This window comes from Xanthomonas sp. D-36-1 (assembly GCF_017746155.1).
GTDB classification, from domain to species: Bacteria; Pseudomonadota; Gammaproteobacteria; order Xanthomonadales; family Xanthomonadaceae; genus Xanthomonas; species Xanthomonas cissicola.
Map to the genome: position 1 here is coordinate 109,492 of NZ_JAGHWR010000006.1, position 19,378 is coordinate 128,869.

General features: G+C 65.3%; 15 protein-coding genes and 1 other RNA gene. 6 read left to right on the forward strand and 10 right to left on the reverse strand.

Going from position 1 to position 19,378, the window contains the following annotated elements; all coding sequences use genetic code 11:
• Positions 1-65: 65 nt before the first annotated feature.
• The 5 genes from J7367_RS02255 to J7367_RS02275 all read right to left on the reverse strand — a co-directional run bounded on the left by J7367_RS02255 (position 66) and on the right by J7367_RS02275 (position 7,699).
• Entirely contained in the window at positions 66-1,076 is a 1,011-nt protein-coding gene (locus tag J7367_RS02255) for an energy transducer TonB (protein WP_057660704.1), read from the reverse strand.
• A 139-nt stretch (positions 1,077-1,215) separates the two neighbouring features.
• Positions 1,216-2,781: a tryptophan halogenase family protein gene (locus J7367_RS02260; RefSeq protein WP_057660701.1), complete on the reverse strand. Its 1,566-nt coding sequence runs from the start codon at positions 2,779-2,781 to the stop codon at positions 1,216-1,218.
• Between the two features lie 10 nt (positions 2,782-2,791).
• Positions 2,792-3,805 (reverse strand): cupin-like domain-containing protein, encoded by a 1,014-nt coding sequence (locus tag J7367_RS02265; RefSeq protein WP_057660698.1) that lies wholly within the window; start codon positions 3,803-3,805, stop codon positions 2,792-2,794.
• Positions 3,795-4,496, reverse strand: a complete 702-nt coding sequence (locus J7367_RS02270; protein WP_033481139.1) for a SapC family protein — start codon at positions 4,494-4,496, stop codon at positions 3,795-3,797. Before J7367_RS02270 ends, J7367_RS02265 begins: the two co-directional genes overlap by 11 nt.
• A 188-nt stretch (positions 4,497-4,684) precedes the next feature.
• Positions 4,685-7,699, reverse strand: a complete 3,015-nt coding sequence (locus J7367_RS02275; protein ID WP_057660695.1) for a TonB-dependent receptor — start codon at positions 7,697-7,699, stop codon at positions 4,685-4,687.
• A gap of 384 nt (positions 7,700-8,083) precedes the next feature.
• Between J7367_RS02275 and J7367_RS02280 the strand changes: the two genes are divergently transcribed.
• Together J7367_RS02280 and J7367_RS02285 are read left to right on the forward strand one after the other, a co-directional pair.
• Positions 8,084-8,773, forward strand: coding sequence for a glutathione binding-like protein (locus J7367_RS02280; RefSeq protein WP_007965057.1), 690 nt, complete (start codon positions 8,084-8,086; stop codon positions 8,771-8,773).
• A gap of 332 nt (positions 8,774-9,105) precedes the next feature.
• A complete protein-coding gene (locus J7367_RS02285) occupies positions 9,106-11,352 on the forward strand; it encodes a S9 family peptidase (RefSeq protein ID WP_057660693.1) in 2,247 nt (748 codons plus the stop codon).
• A gap of 462 nt (positions 11,353-11,814) precedes the next feature.
• Here J7367_RS02285 and J7367_RS22190 read toward each other — a convergent pair whose 3' ends face one another.
• Positions 11,815-11,976 carry a hypothetical protein gene (locus J7367_RS22190; RefSeq protein WP_244672246.1) on the reverse strand — a complete coding sequence of 54 codons (162 nt, stop codon included), beginning with the start codon at positions 11,974-11,976 and terminating at the stop codon, positions 11,815-11,817.
• A 302-nt stretch (positions 11,977-12,278) separates the two neighbouring features.
• Between J7367_RS22190 and J7367_RS02295 the strand changes: the two genes are divergently transcribed.
• Positions 12,279-14,069 (forward strand): DUF885 domain-containing protein, encoded by a 1,791-nt coding sequence (locus J7367_RS02295; RefSeq protein WP_057660692.1) that lies wholly within the window; start codon positions 12,279-12,281, stop codon positions 14,067-14,069.
• Positions 14,070-14,167: 98 nt separating this feature from the next.
• On the opposite strand, the gene J7367_RS02300 is transcribed toward J7367_RS02295, so the two are convergent.
• Positions 14,168-14,638, reverse strand: coding sequence for a hypothetical protein (locus tag J7367_RS02300; RefSeq protein ID WP_007966881.1), 471 nt, complete (start codon positions 14,636-14,638; stop codon positions 14,168-14,170).
• Positions 14,639-14,848: 210 nt separating this feature from the next.
• Here J7367_RS02300 and J7367_RS02305 point away from each other — a divergent pair, with 210 nt between their 5' ends.
• Complete coding sequence (locus tag J7367_RS02305) at positions 14,849-15,091, forward strand: hypothetical protein (protein WP_017156266.1); 243 nt, start codon at positions 14,849-14,851, stop codon at positions 15,089-15,091.
• Between the two features lie 209 nt (positions 15,092-15,300).
• The gene (gene hemB / locus J7367_RS02310; protein ID WP_057660687.1) at positions 15,301-16,293 is read left to right on the forward strand and encodes a porphobilinogen synthase; all 993 of its coding nucleotides are present in this window, start codon (positions 15,301-15,303) and stop codon (positions 16,291-16,293) included.
• A 43-nt stretch (positions 16,294-16,336) separates the two neighbouring features.
• Here the strand turns inward: hemB and J7367_RS02315 are convergent.
• A non-coding RNA gene (locus J7367_RS02315) (sX9 sRNA) lies at positions 16,337-16,413 on the reverse strand.
• 66 nt (positions 16,414-16,479) lie between these two features.
• Positions 16,480-17,472: an SDR family oxidoreductase gene (locus J7367_RS02320; RefSeq protein ID WP_057660683.1), complete on the reverse strand. Its 993-nt coding sequence runs from the start codon at positions 17,470-17,472 to the stop codon at positions 16,480-16,482.
• 92 nt (positions 17,473-17,564) lie between these two features.
• On the opposite strand from J7367_RS02320, the gene J7367_RS02325 reads away from it, so the two are divergent.
• On the forward strand, positions 17,565-18,479 hold the full coding sequence (locus J7367_RS02325; protein ID WP_057660682.1) for a LysR family transcriptional regulator: 915 nt from the start codon (positions 17,565-17,567) through the stop codon (positions 18,477-18,479).
• 129 nt (positions 18,480-18,608) lie between these two features.
• On the opposite strand, the gene J7367_RS02330 is transcribed toward J7367_RS02325, so the two are convergent.
• The gene (locus tag J7367_RS02330) at positions 18,609-19,361 is read right to left on the reverse strand and encodes a DNA/RNA non-specific endonuclease (RefSeq protein WP_022560244.1); all 753 of its coding nucleotides are present in this window, start codon (positions 19,359-19,361) and stop codon (positions 18,609-18,611) included.
• Between the last annotated feature and the right edge of the window lie 17 nt (positions 19,362-19,378).

Below are 19,378 nucleotides of genomic sequence, written 5' to 3' on the forward strand. Positions count from 1 at the left end.
CGCCACAACGCAAAAGCCCGCATCGCTGCGGGCTTTGCGTTTCCATATCATCGACGACGCAGGCATCAATCGCCCGGATTGAACGACAGCGTACGCCGCGTGGTCACCGGTGCGGCCACCGGTTCGAAGCGCCAGCGCTTGACCGCGTTGAGGGCTTCGCGGTCGAACACGCGCGGCGGGTTGGCGCGCAGCACGCGCGAGGCGGTGATCGAGCCGTCGGTACCGACCGTGAGTTCCACCAGCACTTCGCCGGAGGTACCCGAACGCAGTGCTTCGGCCGGATAGCGCGGTGCCGGGGTGCTGATCGGACGCAGCGACTGCGCGGCCGGTGCGGCTGCAGCGGCCGCCGGCGGCGCCGGACGCGGGGCCGCCGGTGTGGGGGCCGGCGCTTCGGCCTGACGCCGCGCAGCCGCCTGGCGCTCGGCCTCGGCGGTCTGCTGGCGGGCCGCTTCCTGCTGGGCGGCAATCTGCTGGGCAGCGGCGGCCTCGCGGCTCTGCTGCTCGGCCAGGCGCTTCTGCTCGGCCGCCTGCTTGGCCTTGTCCTCGACCTGCTTCTTGGCCTGCTCGGCATCCTGCTCGGAGCGGTTGGCGGCGGTCTTCATGCCGGTTTCCAGGCCGCTCTTCAGGCGTGGCAGTGCCGGTGCCTGCGGGTCGACCTTCTCGATCAACGCGATCAAACGCTGCGCTTCGGGAAATTCTTCGCGGCTGATGCCTTGTTCGGCGGCGATCAGCGTATAGGGAAGCAGATCGGTCAGCGCGCTGTTGACGGTGGCGTCCTGCGGCTGCTTCTCGCGCAAGGCCAGGTAGTACTCCACCGCGTTGTCGCCGGCCGGGGCGTACATGCGGTTGTCCTGCAGCGCTTTGGTGGCCGATTCGCGCAACTGTTCGGCAGCCATCGACTGCACCTGCGGCGAGACCGCCGTGGCCGGCGTGGGTGCCGTTGCCGCCGGTGTGGCGCCGGTCGCCGGCGTGGCGGTGGCGGCCTTGTCTTCCTGCTTGGAGCAGGCGGCCAGGCCAACCAGCAAAATGACCGGCGCGATCCGGCGTGCCATACGGCCCTGTGTCAGATCCAACATGCGTCCCCCTTACCCCGAGTGCGAAAGATAACGTTGCTGCGGCGAGCGCCGGCCATTGTTCCCGCAATGGACGGCAATGCCGCAATCTAGCATTGCTGGGGCGGTCTGAGCCAAGGGTTGCGCTGCAGATCGCCGAAATTTATCCCGCCGGGGTTGCCATGACCGGCGGGGCCGGCACGCGTGCGGCCGGTTCGGGCAGCGGCGGGGCAGGGCAGTAGCGCTGCAGGAAGTCCGCGTGCGCAGGCAACCGCACCAGCGCCGCCTCCACCCGGGTGCGGATGGTTTCCAGAAAGCGGCTCAGCTCCGCATCGCCCATCAGGTCGGCCACCGGGTGGTGCTGTTGCGGCACCACCCCCTGGCCCAGCATCACCTGCACCCAGGAGTTCTCGGCGAACAGCTCGTTGGCCTGATGGAAGACCCGCCCGCTCTGGCGGAACAACTCCACCCGGTGGCGCAGCGAATCGGGGATGTCCATGGCCGCGCAGTCGCGCCAGAACGGCGTGTCGCGGCGATCGGTGGCGTGGTAGTGCAGGATCACGAAATCCCGGATGTGGGTGATCTCCTGGGCCGCCTGACGGTTGTACTCGGCGATGTCGACAGCGTTGATCACCTGCGGAAAGGTCTGCAGCAGGCGGATGATGCCGCGCTGGATCAGATGGATGTTGGTCGATTCCAACGGCTCCAGGAACCCGCTTGCCAGGCCCAGCGCCACGCAGTTCTTTTCCCATACGCGGTGGCGCTGGTTGGGCGTGAAGCGCAGCGGCCGCGGTTCGGTGAGCGCGCGCCCGGTGAGGTTGCGTTCCAGTACCGCGCGGGCGCCATCCTGGTCCATGTAGCGGCTGGAATACACGATGCCGTTCCCCACCCGGTGCTGCAGCGGAATGCGCCACATCCAGCCGGCCTGGTCGGCGCGCGAACGGGTGTAGGTCACCGGCGGACCCACCGATTCGGTCTGCACCGCCAACGCGCTGTCGGCGAACAACCAGCGCGACCAATCGTCGCTGCCCACGCCCAGCGTCTTGCCGATCAGCAGGCCCGCAAAGCCGGTGCAATCCAGGAACAGGTCGCCTTCCACCCGCATGCCGTCCTGCAGCGTCAGTGCGGTGAGAAAGCCGCTCTGCGCATCGGTCTCCACCTGGCCGATGCGGCCTTCGACGCGGGTGACGCCGAAGCCTTCGCTGAAGCGGCGCAAAAAGCGCGCGTACAGCCCGGCGTCCAGGTGGTAGGCGTAATTCATGCCGCCATTGGGCAGATGCGCGAAGCGGCCTTCCTGCGCCGCACGCAGTTCCAGGCAGTAGTCGCCGAAGTCGCGCGCCACCCCGCGCTGGCGCCCCTTCAACCAGAAATGCTGGAACCCGGCGCTCCAGTGGTCGGTCCCGGCATGCCCGAAGGAATGGATGTAATGCTGGTCCACATCGCGCCAGTGTTCGAAGGCGATGCCGAGCTTGATGGTGGCCTGGGTGGCGGCCATGAAGGCGGCTTCGTCGATTTCCAGCAAGCGGTGGAAGGTGACCAGGCTGGGGATGGTAGCTTCGCCCACCCCCACCGTGCCGATCTCGTCGGACTCCACCAGGGTGATGTGCAGGTGCCGGCCCAGCAATTTCGACAGCGCTGCAGCCGCCATCCAGCCGGCCGTGCCGCCACCGGCGATGACGACGCGGCGTACCGGGCGCTGGTGCGGGTCCGAAGGCGTGGTGTCGGGCATGGTCAAATCCTCAGCGATTCAAGCGTTGCAGCAGCCGTGCACGCAGGCTGCGCGCACGGGCATCGTCCATCGGGGCCAGCACACCGCGCGCGGCATCGGGCAGATGCGCGGCGGTTCTGTCGTCGGACTCGAACACGTAGTGACGGAACACCTCCTGCCAGGTGGCGCGTTGTTCGGTCGGCAGGTCGCGGATGGTCAACAGCGCCAGCATCAGCGCGTTCATCGGCGAATCCATGTAGGCCGGGCTCTGCCGCCACCAGAAATTGATCAATACGTTGAAGCTCTCCAGTGCCTCGACGTGATGCCACCACATGCTGGGAATGAACAGCGCATCGCCCGGCGCCAGCTCGGCAACCAGGGCGTGGTCCAGCGCCTGCGCATAGCGTGGAAAACGCTGCAGGTCCGGTGCGGCGATATCCACCAGGCTGACCGGCTGCCCGGCCGGGGTGAGATCCAGCGGGCCGATGTAGAGATTGGCCAGCTGATCGGGCGGGAACAGGGTAAAACGGCGTCGCCCGGCGACCACGCAGGCCAGGTTGTCGGGCAGGTCCTGATGCGCGGCGATGCGGGTGCGGTTGCCGATCCAGATGCTGGCCAGCGGCTCGCCCTGCGGCAGCGCGATGGGGTGATGCGCACGCAACCCGGGCAGGTAGGTGTCCAGCGTGGTGGAGCCGACATAGATGGCCGGTGGCTGCGCGTTATCCAGGTCGCGCAGCAAGGTGTCCAGCACCACGCCCAACGGCACGCGTTCGGGACGGAAGTTGAAGCCGCTCATGTCCGCGTTGTAGAAGAAGCGCCCACCGATCTCCGGTGGTCCAACCTGCGCCACCACCGCCTCGCCGCGGTCGAAGCCACGCAGGTAGGCGGCAGCGGCCTGCGCAGAACTGGCACCGGCGCGGGCCAGTGGCCAGTCGCGCACCAGCCCGCGCAGCACCAGCGGCGCGGTGGAGCTTAGGATGGCCGGGTCCAGCCGTTGCGGGTCCAGGCCGTGACGCTCGTGGATGGCGCGTGGCTCAGCCGGCATGACGGCGGTTCATGCGTTCGAGCAGATGGCGCAATTGCGCAATCGAGGCCACCGCCATGTACAGCGGTTCCAGATCGCCATGCCGGTGCAGTTCGAGCAGCGCCGCGTCATCGAGTGCGCGCAGGCGTTCTTCGTGCACGACATAGAGCCCGGCCAGGCGGCATTCCAGGCCGTTGTTTAAGGTGGCTTCGAACACGAATGGTTCGAGCAGGTCGTAACGCAGCGCACGTTCGACGAATGCCGTGCTGGCCACCAGGCCATCGTGCAGCGTGCGCAGCACTTGGCTGATGTGGTCGAGAAATTCGGTGGTGCCGCCGTGTTCGCGAAACAGCAACTCGCCCTCGGTGCTGCTGACGCGTGGGCTGTCCAGGTCCACATGCACCATCGGCCCATCGGGCTGTTCGCCGATCAGGAACGGTTGGCGCTGAATCGCCAGCGGGACATAGGGCGCATCCCAACGCGCGCCATCCAGGAACAGGTTTTCGCCCAGGCGTAATCCCAGCAACGCCAGCGGCTGGAAACTGCGCTCGCCGCTGCGATGGAACACGATGGGGTATTGCGCCTGCAACTGGCGAAATTCCTGCGGAAAGGTCGCAGCCGACATCACGTCATCGCCGTAGGCGGCGCCGTGTGCGGTGATCACGCGCAGATCGCGGTGATCGAGATTGTTCAACAACACAGCATTGTTCATGGGGGATAGGCACAGCACGCGGGGCGCGTGGCCCATGCTTCAACGAATCGCCACTGCACGGCAAGCCCCGGATGCGTTCACGTCCTTGGGCAGGTGCAACGGCCGTGTACGTTCCCCGGCAGCCAGGCTGCCGGGGAACGTGCGGCTTGCTGTAGCGATGCAGTCAGTCCTGCATCGCCCAAGCGGCATCACCAGAACTTGTAGCGCAGACCCAGCATGTAGCGCGGGCCGGTCTGGGTGGCATAGATGATCTCGTTCTTCTGCCGGCCATGCTGGCGCTGTATTTCGTTGGTGAGGTTGATCGCTTCCAGGCTCAGCGACAGGTTGTCGGTCCACTTGTAGCCGATGTTCAGATCCAGCTGACCATAGGCTTCGGTATAGACCGGGTTGGGCAGGCCGCTGCCGTCGAAGCGCGCAGCCAGGAACTCGTCGCGCCAGTTGTAGGCCGCACGAACCTGCCACTGTCCCTTCTCGTAGAAGCCGACCAGGTTGGCCGAATCGCTCAACCCTTCCAGCGCGAACTGCTCGCCGATCACGTAGTTGTTGTAGGTGAGCCCGGAGTCGACCTTGGTGTAGTTGGCCGACACGCCGAAGCCGCTCTGGCCGAACATGTGCTGCACGTTGAATTCCCAACCATCCAGCGAGGCCGACCGCTGGTTGGCCGGCGCGGTGATGGAGAAGTTGGCGATCGGGTCGCCCGGCTGCCCACTGATCGTACCGGTGGCATTGCCATTGGTGTCGTCGGTTCCGCGGGCCACGCCGGGCTGGCCGGCGAAGTTGCGGAAGATGTAGTTGCGGATGCAGGTCAGGTCGGCGGTGGCGCAGCCATTGGCCAGCGCCTGGTTCCAGTAGGCGCCGCCCACCGGCGTGTGCAGGCCGAGCGAGGTGTCGTTGCGGGTGGTGACGCCGACGTAGTTGTCGATGTTCTTGCGGAAGAACCCCACCGAGGCGTAGCTCGCCTCGCCGTAATACCACTCCAGCGACAGGTCGATGTTGTGCGACAGCAATGGCTTGAGGCCGGGATTGCCTTCCTGGCCGGAGCCGCCTTCGATGCGGCCGATCTGGTTGAGCGTCTGCCCGCCCTGGATGTCGCCCCAGCCGGGCCGGCCGATGGTCTCGCCGTAGCTGCCGCGCAGCACCAGGTCTTCGCGCAGCTTGAAGCTCAGGTCCAGGCTGGGCAGCCAGTATTCGTACTTGCCGCTGCCACCGGAGAACGCCGAGTCGGCCAGCCGGATCGGCAGCTCGTTGTTGGCAACCCAGTCGATGCCCACGGCCACCGGCACCAGCGCCTGTGCCTGGACCTTGGTTTCTTCGTAACGCACGCCGGCGGCCAGGCTGATCGGCACGCGCAGATCGTCCCAGCTATTGCCCCACTGCAGGTAGGCGTTCTTGGATTTTTCGGTCACGCGGCGGTCGGTGGTGAACACCGGCGAGATGCGGTACAGCGACTCATCGCCAGCGGCTTGCGCAGCGGCCTGGCGCACGCGCTCGAAGTCGAACAGGAACAGCTGGTTGAACTGCGCCGGATTGCCGCTGCCGTCGATCGCATCGAAGTACTGCGCGAACGAGCTGGGAATCCACAGGTCGTCCGCATAATCGGCCGCGGTGCCGTTGCCGCCCCAGGTGTCGCGCTGCACATTGGAAAATGCCGAGCGATTCTTGACCTCGGTGCTGCCGATGCCGAACTTCAACTGCGAATAGTTTTCGAAGGTGAAGTCGCCGTTGACCTGCGCCTGATCGATTTCCGATTTCATGTAGCTATTGCGAAACGCCGAGCCGGTGACCAGCGTGCGCGACGGGTCCAGGCCATTCAGCCCGAAGCCAAGCTGCTGCTGCAACACCGGGAAATCCTTGCTGAAATCCACCACCGAGGTGCCGCGGTAGAAGCCGGATACGCCCAGCGAGTTGCTCGACCCATACGGGCTGTCCGCGCCGGCTTCGGCGGTGGAGCGGTGGATGTCGAAGTTGAGCTTGAACTGATCGTTCACCGCCCAATCCACATTGAAACCCAGCGACTTGTTCTGGTTGCGCGTGGCGGCCTGGGAGCCGGCGGTAGCCAGATCGCTGGTGGGCGGATTGACGATTTCAGAATAGGTAATCGGACCTGCGACCGGTCCCTTGGTCCAGGCGCTGGCGGACGGTCCGTAGTTGAACCACACCGACATCTCGTTGCGCTGCTGCTGGATCTTGTTTTCCGAGTAGGTGTAATCCAGCGTGGTGGTGATGTTGTCCAGCGGCTTGTACTGCAGCGTCAACTGGCCGTTGGTGCGCTGGCGTTCGACGCCGACCACGCGGTAGTTGAGGTTCTGCGGCACCGAATAGATATCGTTCGGACCGGGGCGGTTGACGATGTTTTCAGAACCCGGTGTGCCCGGCTGCGGAATGGTGCCGTAGGCGGTGGAATCGCCACGGAATGCGCGCCAGCCATTGGGGACGCCGACCTGGCTGTAGCCGAAGTCGCGTTCCTGGTAGCTGCCGCTCAGCGACACGCCGAAGCGTCCGTCGGCCGAGGTGTTGCTGAAGATGCCGGAGATTTCCGGCGTCAGCGAATCGCCCTGCAGGCGGTCGGGCAGGTTTTCGTTGGAAGAGTCGTGCACGCCCTTGAGGCCCACATTGGCATGCATGCCGGGGTTATCCAGCGGCCGGGCGGTCTTGATGTTGATGGTCGCGCCGATCCCGCCGGTGGGCGTGCTGGCACGGCTGGTCTTGAACACCTCGATGCCGGTGATCGACTCGGACGCCAGGTTGGCGAAGTCGAATGCACGCGAGTTGGAGGCATTGGATTCTTCGATGCTGGCGCCCGGCATCTGGCGGCCGTTCAACAGCACCAGGTTGAATTCCGGGCCGACGCCGCGCACGGTGACGCGCGAGCCTTCGCCCAGCGAGCGGTCGATCGACACACCGCTGATGCGCTGCAACGATTCGGCCAGATTGGTATCGGGGAACTTGCCGATGTCTTCGGCCACGATGCCGTCGACGATGCCTTGCGCATCGCGTTTGACGTTCATGGACGAGGTAAGGCTGCCGCGAATACCGCTGACCTGGACGGTATCGAGGGTGGCGGGGTCGGCCTGACTGGAACCTGGGACAGTGGATGCCGATTGCGGCGCCGGCGCGGTCTGCGCGGCCAGCGGAGTCGACAAGGCGAACAGCAGGGCAGACGTCAAGCGCCGCGTGCGCGGCAGGGTGCGAGTCTCTCTCACGGTAGTTGCTTCCCCAAACAGAAGATAAGGCCGACCCCAGGCGGGGCAGGCAAAGGTCAATGGAACAATCGAGCATTTGTTAGTGCAGCCTTAACGAAGTCAATTTGCACTGCAGCATCGGCCGCGACCCTATTGCGTCACACATCGTTCCACCGAGCGAGGCGTGCAAAGCATCCGTGCGCAAACGCTTGGCCTTACCATCGCGCCAGGATGGCGGCGTCCCTCGAGATGCGATGGCACCGACCTAGCGGACGCGAGCCTTGATTGCGCAACCGGCAAGCGGATTCGTCAGGCGCAACTGCGTTGCGAGTTCGACGCCTGCATGCTGGGCAGCCGCCTTGTCATATCTGCCGCAACGACCCCACCTTTTGACTGGAGCGCACGATGATCGATCTGTACTACTGGCCCACGCCGAACGGGCACAAAGTCACGCTGTTTCTGGAAGAGGCCGGGCTGCAGTACACCCTCAAGCCGGTCAACATCGGCAAGGGCGAACAATTCGAACCGGCATTCCTGCAGATCTCGCCCAACAACAAGATGCCGGCCATCGTCGACCATGCACCGGCCGATGGCGGCGGTGCGCAGAGCGTGTTCGAGTCCGGCGCGATCCTGCTGTATCTGGCCGAGAAGACCGGCCGCTTCCTGCCGCGCGATGCCCGCGGCCGGATCGCTGCACTGGAGTGGCTGTTCTGGCAGATGGGCGGGTTGGGCCCGATGAGCGGCCAGATGGGTCACTTCAACGTCTATGCACCGGAAAAGATTGCGTACGCGATCGAGCGCTACAACGCCGAGGTGCACCGCTTGCATGGCGTGCTCGACAAGCGCCTGGCCGACCACGCCTTCCTGGCGGGCGACGACTACGGCATTGCCGACATGGCCAGCTATCCGTGGATCGAAGTGTATGGCGACCTCAAGCCCGACTACGCCGCCTTCCCACATCTGAAGCGCTGGCACGACGCCATCGCCGCGCGCCCGGCGACCCAGCGCGCCTACGCGCTCAAGGAGCAGGTCAATCCCAATGCGGGCCAGCCGCTCAGCGATGAAGAGCGCAAGCACCTGTTCGGCAAGCGTTGAAGCAACGTCTTAGGCGCGGATGCGTAACAGTACACGCGCATCAAATGCGCGCGGCACATCAACGGGGCGGCATGCGCCCCTCTCCCACGGGAGAGGGGTTGGGGTGAGGGTACGGCATCGCCGGAGACTGACAGCGACCCCAATTGCGCTCCCTCGCCATACGTAGCGACGCGTTAGTCCCCACCGTCCACAGACATCTCGCGATGCATGCGCATCCCCGGCACCATCAATCCCAACGCGCGCACGCCTGAGCGGCCAACGCCAGGATCGCCGCGCTTCTCAAATCCACAACACCCCCGCATCCTGTGCGCAGTCGTCAGACCGGATCATCGATGCGCGCCCTGTTGGTCACCCTTGCCCTCATGCTCAGCACCATTCCCATGGCCCACGCCGAAAAACTCACCCTGGAGGCCATCACCGGCCCGTTGCCGCTTTCCGGTCCCACGTTGATGAAGCCCAAGGTGGCACCGGATGGCTCGCGCGTGACCTTCCTGCGCGGCAAGGACAGCGATCGCAATCAGCTAGATCTGTGGGAATACGACATCGCCAGCGGCCAGACGCGCCTGCTGGTCGATTCCAAGGTCGTGCTGCCCGGCACCGAGGTCCTGAGCGATGTCGAAAAAGCCCGCCGTGAACGTCAGCGCATCGCCGCGTTCACCGGCATCGTCGATTACCAATGGGCGCCGGACGCGCATGCGCTGCTGTTCCCGCTTGGTGGCGAGTTGTATTTGTACGACCTGCGCAAGACTGGCGCGGCTGCGGTACGCAAACTCACCCACGGCGAAGGCTTCGCCACCGACGCCAAGCTCTCACCCAAGGGCGGCTTCGTCAGCTTCGTGCGTGAGCGCAATCTGTGGGTGATCGAGTTGGCCAGTGGCAATGCGCTGCAGCTCACCCACGATGGTAGCGAGACCATCGGCAATGGCGTGGCCGAATTCGTCGCCGACGAAGAAATGGATCGTCACACCGGCTATTGGTGGGCGCCGGACGACTCGGCGATCGCCTTTGCGCGCATCGACGAAGCGCAGGTGCCAGTGCAAAAGCGCCCGGAAGTGTATGCCGACCACACCGAGGTGATCAGCCAGCGCTATCCGCAGGCCGATCAGCCGAATGTAGCGGTGCAGCTGGGTGTGATCGCACCGCGCGCCAAGGCGACCCCACGCTGGATCGACCTGGGCAGGAACCCGGACATCTATCTGGCGCGCGTGGATTGGCGCGATGCACAGCGCCTGACCTTCCAGCGGCAGTCGCGCGACCAGAAAACCCTCGAGCTGATCGAGACCACGCTGGCCAGCGGTGCGCAGCGCACGCTCATCACCGAAACCTCGCCCACCTGGGTGCCGCTCCACAACGACCTGCGGTTTCTCAAGGACGGCCGCTTTGTCTGGAACTCCGAACGCAGCGGCTACGCGCATTTGTATCTTGCATCCGAAGACGGCCGCACGCTGACGCCGCTGACCTCCGGCAACTGGGTGGTCGATGCCCTGCTCGCCGTCGACGAGCAGGCCGGCACGGTGTATTTCGCCGCAAGCAAGGACGGGCCTACGCAAACGCATCTTTACGCCATACCCCTGGCCGGCGGCACAATCGAAAAGCGTTCCGCCACCAACGGCACGCACGCAGCCAGTTTTGCCAACAACGTCAGCGTGTACGTCGATACCTGGTCCAACACCACTACGCCGCCGCAGATCGAGTTGTTCCGCGCCAGTGGCGAAAAGATCGCCACACTGCTGAAGAACGACCTGAGCGATCCGCAGCATCCGTACGCCAACTACCGCGATGCGCAGCGCCCGATCGCATTCGGCACGCTCACCGCCGCCGACGGTAAGACGCCGCTGCATTACCGGCTGACCAAGCCGGAGCACTTCGATCCGGCCAGGCGCTACCCGGTCATCGTTTACGTGTACGGTGGCCCGGCAGCGCAGACCGTGCTCGATGCCTGGCCCAGCCGCGGCGATGCCTTGTTCGACCAGTACCTGGCCCAGCGCGGGTATGTGGTGTTTTCGCTGGATAATCGCGGCACTCCGCGGCGCGGGCGCGCGTTCGGTGGCGCGCTGTACGGCAGGCAGGGCACGGTGGAAGTGGACGACCAGTTGCAAGGCGTGGCCTGGCTCAAGCAACAGCCCTGGGTGGATGCCAAGCGCATCGGCGTGCAGGGCTGGTCCAATGGCGGCTACATGACCTTGATGCTGCTGGCCAAGCACAGCGACGCCTATGCCTGCGGCGTGGCCGGCGCACCGGTCACCGATTGGGGCCTGTACGACACGCATTACACCGAGCGCTATATGGATCTGCCGGCTCGCAACGCCGCAGGCTACCGCGACGCACGCATCGCCACGCATCTGGATGGCCTGCGCGCCAAGCTCCTGCTGATCCACGGCATGGCCGACGACAATGTGCTGTTCACCAATTCCACCGCGCTGATGAGCGCGCTGCAGCAACGCGGCACCCCATTCGAATTGATGACGTATCCCGGCGCGAAGCATGGGTTGTCGGGCGCCGCGGCACTGCATCGTTACAAGACTGCCGAAGCGTTTATTAAACGCTGCTTGGGATCATCTTGGGGCCCCGATGTCTGATTGAATATGTCTGTTCAAGACTGACGAAAGCTGCGGAAAAAAAGGGAATGACCACTACTCCTTGGTCAGAGATTCAAACTTTCTATTCAGTAAAATAATAGACGGCTTCATACATAGTGTTGAAGCCGGGTGACCGTTGTATAAAGCAGCGCTCGTGTCTGGATGCAGACTTGAGCGTGGTGAGAGTGCAGCGCTCGCAAGACACCCGCGCTTACTGCACTTCGAACCAAGCGGTATCCGGAAGGCGCCGGTTAATGGTCAAACGGAACTTTCTCAGGCCGTTGCTTTCCTTTCCACTGGCCCTGCTTCTTCGCATAGGGACAGATATTCATGTACTGGCCGACTGCGGTGACGGCAGTTTGTGTCCACACCTTGAAGCAGACATTCCCGACGCAACAGGGCCCCGTGCTCGTTGGCCATGGGCAGTAGCCTGGCACAGCGAGCCAGGTTCCGGAGATCGGGTCAATCGGCGTCCAGTTTTTGTCCTCGTCTTTGCACCCCTGGGTACAAAAAAACAAAGGGGTCATTGCTGCGGCATGCCAGCTCTCGATAAATACTTTGTCCCGCTGCGCTACCCGCCTGAGTGAACAGAAGAACTGCAAACATCCCTATCCAGCGTTTCATGACAAGTCCTTGAGTGCTGATTCTTGAAGTGTACGTTCTATCTATGGTAAGTCAAAGTCGGTATGCGTGCAGCTGGCCTCTGTAGTAAGCGTGTGAAAGCAGGTGCGTAGCGCCACATCTGTGATGGGGCCAGTCTTCTGTTTTCCCGCTCAATGTATGAATCGCTTCGCCTGTCTCCTGGCATCGATTCTTCGTGTGCGGCGAGGAGATGGACTGTGTCAGCAGGCACGATGACCTTCGGCAGGTTGTCGGCGCCGCGTGCTCCGCGTACGGTCGCGCATCGCCCTGTTGGAATCTTCTCGATGAAGCCTCTTGTGATTGCCGTCGCTCTGGCGCTCGGCACCTGTTTGCCGCTGCAGGCGCAGACCAACCAAAGCACCGCCAAGCTATCCGCCAGCCCGGCCTGGGTGCAGACCAGCAACGGCTATGCGCAGATCCTGCTCAATGCGCAGGCGCCGTTCCAGCCCGAATATGCCAGCTTCTTCGGTGTGCCCGGCTACGACGACCAGGTCGTCGACCTCGGCCCGGACAACGCCGCGCGCTATCGCGATGCCATGCGCAAGGCGCGCGCCGCGCTGCAAACGAAGTTGACCACCGAGCGCGATGCCAACGTGCGCCAGGACCTGCAGATCATGATCGGTGCGGCCGAGCAGAACATCGAAGGCAGCGAACTCAACGAGCGGTATCTGCTGCCCTGGAGCGATGCTCCCGAGGCGGTCTTCAGTGGTCTCAACGGTCTGCTCTCCGACCAGACCGTGCCCGAGCGCCGCGCCAAGGCGCTGGACCGCCTCAAGCGCTACGTCGGCCTGGTACCGGGAAGCACGCCGACCACCACGCTGGCGCGCCAGCGCTATGAGGAAAAGCTGAGCAACAAGACCCTGCTGCAGCCCACCCAGCGTGAAGTGGAGCAGGCACTGGCCAATGTGGACACCTACGTCGCCGGTATTGGCGAGCTGTTCGCCAAGTACAAGATCGCCGGCGCCGACGAAGCGCTCAAGGCAATGTCAACGCAACTCAAGGACTACGCCGCCTGGACCCGCAGCACCGTGCTGCCCAAGGCGCGCAAGGACACCCGCCTGCCCGAGCCGCTCTACGCTTTCCAGCTCAAGCAGGTCGGGATCGATATCGCCCCACAGCAGCTGATCCAGCGTGCGCAGCTGGAGTTCATGGAGACGCGTTCGGCCATGCGCCAACTGGCGCCGCTGGTGGCCAAGGCCAAGGGCGTGCAGGGCGGCAATTATGCGCAGGTGATCCGCGCCCTCAAGGGCAACACGATCGCCGACGACCAGCTGGAAACCCACTACCGCGGCGTGATCGATCAGATCGACCCGATCATCCGCCAGCAGCGCATCGTCGATGTACCCAACCGCCCGATGCAGATGCGCCTGGGCAGCGCCGCCGAAAGCGCCGCGCAACCGGCCCCGCACTTCCTGCCGGCCCCGTTGATCGGCAATACCGGCCAGCAGGGCCAGTTCGTGTTGCCGCTGGGCAACCCGACCGCCGATGGCGCCAAGAAGGAGCAGTACGACGACTTCAACTTCGGCTCGGCCGCCTGGACGCTCAGCGCCCACGAAGGCCGCCCTGGCCACGAACTGCAGTTCACCGCCATGGTCGAACGCGGCGTCTCGCTGGCGCGCAGCATGTTCGCCTTCAACTCGGTCAACGTCGAAGGCTGGGCGCTGTATGCCGAAGCGGAAATGGTGCCCTACGAGCCGCTCGACGGCCAGCTCATCGCCCTGCAGTTCCGCCTGTTGCGCGCCGCCCGTGCCATGCTCGACCCGATGCTCAACCTGGGCCTGATCGACCGAGAACGCGCGCGCCAGGTGCTGGAAGACGACGTCGGCCTTTCGCCGGCCATGACCCGCCAGGAACTGGACCGCTACACCGTCCGCGCGCCCGGCCAGGCCGGCAGCTACTTCTACGGCTACACCCGCATCCTCGAACTGCGCATGCGCACCGAACTGGCCCTGGGCAAGAAGTTCGACCGGCTAGCCTTCAACAACTTCCTGCTCGACCAAGGCCTGCTCCCACCGGATCAGCTGGCCAAGGCGGTGGAGACGCAGTTCATTCCCGCGTATCAAGCCAAGCGCTAACCAGCTCCGGCGGATGCAAAACCACAGGGCGCGATGGAAGGCTGCAAACAGCCATCCATCGCGCCCTGGCGCATTGATGCGGGTGAATCTTGCGGGCTTTACCGCGTCGCCGCCGGAACATCCGGTGCCGGGCGCTGCTCCGCCCCCGCCGGTACCCAGATCGCCACACCCGCTGCGCGCTTCTGGGTGGTGGGGATGCCGATCCCTAAGCCGCCGCCGACGCGGCCGCCATAGCTGCCACCGCCCACCGACAGGCCGCCGCCGGAACGTTCGGATCCCACGCCGACGATGACCACGCCGTTGGCGCCGAGCTTGGCGGCTTCGCGCTTGAGGCGTTGGACGGCGGCGTCGGTCTGGCCCTGGGTGCCGAAGCCGGCAGCGCTGGTCGATTCGAGCTGGGCGATTTCCACCGAGCCGACCGGTGCGTTGGAATACACCTGCACCTGTGCCGGGTCGATCGGCGCGCGCGCCTGGCCCAGCATCACCTTGGAGCTGCTGGCGCAGCCGGCCAGCAAGGCGGCGGTGGCCGCGGCGATGGCCACGTTCCTGATCAGCGATTGCTTGTGCATGGTGGACCCCCCTTGGGTAATGAAAGCCGGGTAGTGGCCGGCGATGATCCGGCGTCTGGACTGAATCGCGCCGGACTTTGGCGCACCCTAGCCATGCCGGTGTGAGGCTGCCGCCAAACCGCCATTGGTCATGATGACCACCCGCCCACGGCGCGAGGACGGCCGCGCCGGTAAGCTCGTGCTTTCTTCAAGACGAGGTGGCACGTGGGATTGATCAGCCTGTTGTGGGGCATCGTGGCGTTGCTCTGGATGGTGTTGGCCTTCATCCCGCTGCTGGGGTGGGGCAACTGGTTCCTGATTCCGTTCGCGGCGGTGGGCGCGCTGATCGCCGCCATCGCGCTGTTGTTCACCTCGGCAGGCAACCGCGGCCGTGCCAAGACCGGCCTGGTGCTCAACGGCTTGGTGATCGTAGTCGGGGTGATGCGCCTGACCCTGGGCGGCGGGATTATCTAACAAGCTTTTCGATAGGCGGCGATGTGGATGCGTGCCTGCGCGTGTCGCGTGCGCGAGTCGAGCAGCGCCTGTGTCGGCAGCGTTCGGTGCGCTGCGTGCGGCGCACGCACGCAGAGTCCGCGCTGTTGCAGCGCTGCGACACTGCGTCGCAGCGCGTCCTGCGCGTGACGGCGGGCGTAAACTGATGCGCTGTCTCTAGGAGCCTTGTCATGGCCCACCCGCACTATCGCCCCCGCCGCATGCGCCACGATGCGTTTTCGCGTCGGTTGATGCGCGAAAACACGCTGACTACCGATGACCTGATCTGGCCGGTGTTCGTGCACGAGTTGTCTGGCCGCGCGCCGATTGCGTCGATGCCGGGCGTGGAACGCCTGTCGCTGGGCGAGTTGCTGCGCGAAGCGGAAAACGCGCTGGAATTGGGCATCCCGGTGATCGACCTGTTCCCGGTGATCGACCCGGCCGGCAAGAGCCTGGATGCGGCCGAGGCCTGGAACCCGGACGGCCTGGCGCAGCGCGCGGTGCGTGCGTTGAAGTCGCGCTTTCCTGAGCTGGGCGTCATGACCGACGTGGCGCTGGATCCGTACACCACCCACGGCCAGGACGGCATCATCGACGCCAGGGGTTATGTGCTCAACGAGATCACGGTCGAGGCATTGGTCAGGCAATCGTTGTCGCATGCGCAGGCGGGCGTGGACATCATTTCGCCTTCGGACATGATGGATGGCCGCATCGGTGCGATCCGCCGCGCGCTCGATGCCGACGATCATCTCAACGTGCGCATCATGGCGTACTCGGCCAAGTACGCCTCGGCGTTCTACGGCCCGTTCCGCGATGCGGTGGGCAGCGCCGGCAATCTGGGCAAGGCCGACAAGACCACCTACCAGATGGACCCGGCCAACGGCGACGAAGCCTTGCGCGAGATCGCCCTGGATCTGGAAGAAGGCGCGGACATGGTGATGGTCAAGCCGGGCATGCCGTATCTGGATGTGGTGCGCCGGGTAAAGGAAGAATTCCGCGTGCCGACCTTTGCGTATCAGGTCAGCGGCGAATACGCGATGCTCAAGGCGGCAGCAGCCAATGGCTGGCTGGACGAGCGCAAGTGCGTGCTCGAGGCGTTGATGGCCTTCAAGCGCGCCGGTGCCGATGGCGTGTTGACCTATTTCGCCCCGCAAGTGGCGCGTTGGTTGCGCGAAACGCGCTGAGCGCGAGCGCCTGCGGCCATATCACCGCAGGCCCATCTTATGCGGCTAACAAAACGTAGCGCGCAGTCGTCAGGTGGGTGCGGACGGCGCGCTCACACCTGCAGTGTACGGGTGGTACATGCCGGATTTTGAGCACCGGCCGCGTCCGCCTGGCGGATGCGCAGTCGTTCTGTGAGCTGTTCTCAGTCAGTGCGCTGGTGCCAGCAACGATGTCGGCAGGCAGCCTAATCCGGCGAGCGTCGCCTCGACGGCGTCGTCCAGGGGTGTGTGCGGTTCCTCGCCCAGTACCTCGCGCAGGCGCGTATTGCGCAGGCGCAGCGGGTTGCGCCACAGCGGGCGGATCTCGCGCAGTTCGCGTGCCAGCGGCACGAACGGGCTGGCCAGCGGCAGTGCCCACCACGGAAAGCGGCGCAGTGCTGGTTGCGTGCCGCCGTGGCGCACGACCACCCGGCCGATCGCCGCGGCCATCTGCGTACCGTCTGCATCCCAGTGCCCGGCCATGTGCAGGCGGCAGAACGCTGGCAGCGTGTCGCGGCGCTGCAGCAGCCGCAGCATGCATTGCGCAACGTCGGGCAGGTAGGCCCATTGATGGCCAACGCCCGGCGCGCCAGGCAGGGTCACCGTGGTGACCGGGCGCCCCGCGGTGACCAGCCCCTGCGCGAACCAGCTGTTGCGCGCGTGCGGGCCGAAGTAGTCGCCGGCGCGCACGATCAGCGCCCGCGCACCGTGCGCGGTGGCGGCCTGCAGGCGGCGCTCCATCTCGACCCGGATCGCGCCTTTGCGGCTGGTCGGCGTCTGCGGCGCCTCCTCGTCCGGCGATGGATAGGCGCTGGGGCCGTAGTTGTAGACGGTGCCAGGCAACACGAGGGTGGCGCCTTCGGCGCGAGCCGCGGCGATACTGTTGTCGAGCATCGGCAGCACCAGCTCTGACCAGCGCCGGTAGCCGGGCGGGTTGACCGCATGCACGATCACCGCACAACCGCGCGCTGCCTGCAGGACATCGTGCCGTTGCATGGCGTCGCCGCGGCGCCAGTCGATGCCATCGCGCTGCTCGGCGGTGGCCGCCAACCCGCGTTGCAATGCACGCACCTGCCATCCTGCATCGCGCAGTTGCCGCGCCAGTTCGCCGCCGATGCCGCCACTGGCGCCCAGTACCAGGGCGGTCGCTGTCTGTGTCATGGGTCCGCTCCGCTGTCGAGATGCGGCCAGTGTGGGTAAGCCGTGGCTGCGAATAAATTGCCGAAGATGCGCATGCAGCTATACATTTATGTATGGCCGAGACGATCAGCTGGGAGCTTTACCGGTCCTTCCTTGCGGTGCTGGAGGAGGGCTCGTTGTCGGCGGCAGCACGCGCGCTGGGTCTGACCCAGCCCACCATCGGTCGGCATGTCGCAGCGTTGGAGGACCTGCTGGCGGTGCCGCTGTTCGTCCGTTCGCAAACCGGGCTACTGCCGACCGACGCCGCACAGGCGTTGCGCAGCCATGCACGGGCGATGGCCGACATTGCCGCGGCGTTGCAGCGTGCAGCCAGCCGTCATGGTGAGGCGGTGCAGGGCACGGTCAAGATCTCGGCCAGCGAGGTGGTCGGTGCGGAAATCCTGCCGCCGATCCTGGCTGCGTTGCGTGCTGCGCATCCGCAGCTGCGCATGGAACTGGTGTTGAGCAATCGGGTGCAGGATCTGCTGCACCGCCAAGCCGATGTGGCGGTGCGCATGATCCGGCCGCAGCAGGACCTGCTGGTGGCGCGCCGCGTCGGCAAGGTCGCGATCGGGCTCCACGCTCATCCGGACTATGTGGACCGGCATGGCCTGCCGCAGCGCCCGGAGGACCTGGCCCAGCATGCGCTGGTAGGTTTCGACACGGACACGCCGTTTCTGCGCGGCGCGCGCAAGGGCTTCCCGTTCTGGGAACCTGCGGCCTTCGCGCTACGGGCCGACAGCGATCTGGCACAGCTGGCGCTGATCCGCGCCGGGTGCGGGATTGGCTTCTGCCAGGCGATGTTGGCACGGCGAACGCCGGGCCTGCTGCCGGTGTTGCCGCAGCAGGTCGGTGTGGCACTGGACGTCTGGGTCACGATGCATCAAGACCTGCGCGCCAGCGCTGCCTGCAGTGCGGTGTTCGCGGCCCTGGCAGATGGATTGGCCGCGCACTGTGCCGCGCCGGACGCTGGTCTCGGCAGCAATTGACAGCGGCCGGGTGCCTGCGCCCTGCGTGGCATCCAGCCGCTGCGATCGCCGATGCCGCTTGCCGTTTGCGTGCGATGTCCGCCTGCGTGACGCTGCGCAGCCGACTGCCGCACGCATGCGTAGCCATCGTTACGGCAGCACCAGCGCGATCGCGTGCGACTTCACGCTGGCGCTGAGCGAGGGGAACGGGTCGACGTTGGTCATCACGACCAGGTCGTCGATCGACACCACGTCGCAGTTGATGCTGCTGTCGTTGACGCACAGATACGCGCCGGCGCCCACGCCCGGTTCGTAGATCGCCTTCCACACATATGCCGGAACGGCGACCTTGTCGGTGCCGATGGTCGGTGCCGTGCCGCTGTCGAACGCCGGGCCGGTCACCACGTACAACTCGCCGTGTTGCTTGGCCAGCTGACGCACCTGCTCTTCGATGTGCGCCCACTCGCCGGTGTTGAGCTTGTGGTCCTGCGGGACGACGTTGGCCATGGAAAAGGTCTCTTTTTCCGCGCTTTCGGTCGATGCATCGCCGGCCGGCGTCATGTGCCCGCGGTCGTAGCCGGTGTTGGTGTAGTCGGAACTTTTCGAGCGGTCGGCGGCCGGAATGCCGGTTTCATCGTGAAACGAGCCGACCCGGCCGATCGCCTCGGCTCCGGCCACCTGCTGGTCGGTGAGGTGCTCGGCCGAATACACCGGGTCCTTGGTCACGCCCGAGGCCAGCAGCACGTATTGGGTGTGGCAGACCTCGGTGGTGCGGGTCGTGCTGCTGCCCACGCTAGGCGGGGTGCCGTTCGCGTAAAGGGTGGGACAACTGGTGGCGGCGACCGCCACGGAGGTCGTGCACAACACTGCCAGGGCCACACAACCGCGCAGGAGGAAGGACATTGCAGAGCTCGCTTGCC

Coding starts and splice junctions, on each gene's coding strand:
- J7367_RS02255 (WP_057660704.1), bottom strand. CDS start 1,076: ATGTTGGATCTGACACAGGGCCGTATGGCACGCCGGATCGCGCCGGTC.
- J7367_RS02260 (WP_057660701.1), bottom strand. CDS start 2,781: ATGCCCGACACCACGCCTTCGGACCCGCACCAGCGCCCGGTACGCCGC.
- J7367_RS02265 (WP_057660698.1), bottom strand. CDS start 3,805: ATGCCGGCTGAGCCACGCGCCATCCACGAGCGTCACGGCCTGGACCCG.
- J7367_RS02270 (WP_033481139.1), bottom strand. CDS start 4,496: ATGAACAATGCTGTGTTGTTGAACAATCTCGATCACCGCGATCTGCGC.
- J7367_RS02280 (WP_007965057.1), top strand. CDS start 8,084: ATGATCGATCTGTACTACTGGCCCACGCCGAACGGGCACAAAGTCACG.
- J7367_RS02285 (WP_057660693.1), top strand. CDS start 9,106: ATGCGCGCCCTGTTGGTCACCCTTGCCCTCATGCTCAGCACCATTCCC.
- J7367_RS22190 (WP_244672246.1), bottom strand. CDS start 11,976: ATGAAACGCTGGATAGGGATGTTTGCAGTTCTTCTGTTCACTCAGGCG.
- J7367_RS02295 (WP_057660692.1), top strand. CDS start 12,279: ATGAAGCCTCTTGTGATTGCCGTCGCTCTGGCGCTCGGCACCTGTTTG.
- J7367_RS02300 (WP_007966881.1), bottom strand. CDS start 14,638: ATGCACAAGCAATCGCTGATCAGGAACGTGGCCATCGCCGCGGCCACC.
- hemB (WP_057660687.1), top strand. CDS start 15,301: ATGGCCCACCCGCACTATCGCCCCCGCCGCATGCGCCACGATGCGTTT.
- J7367_RS02320 (WP_057660683.1), bottom strand. CDS start 17,472: ATGACACAGACAGCGACCGCCCTGGTACTGGGCGCCAGTGGCGGCATC.
- J7367_RS02325 (WP_057660682.1), top strand. CDS start 17,565: ATGGCCGAGACGATCAGCTGGGAGCTTTACCGGTCCTTCCTTGCGGTG.
- J7367_RS02330 (WP_022560244.1), bottom strand. CDS start 19,361: ATGTCCTTCCTCCTGCGCGGTTGTGTGGCCCTGGCAGTGTTGTGCACG.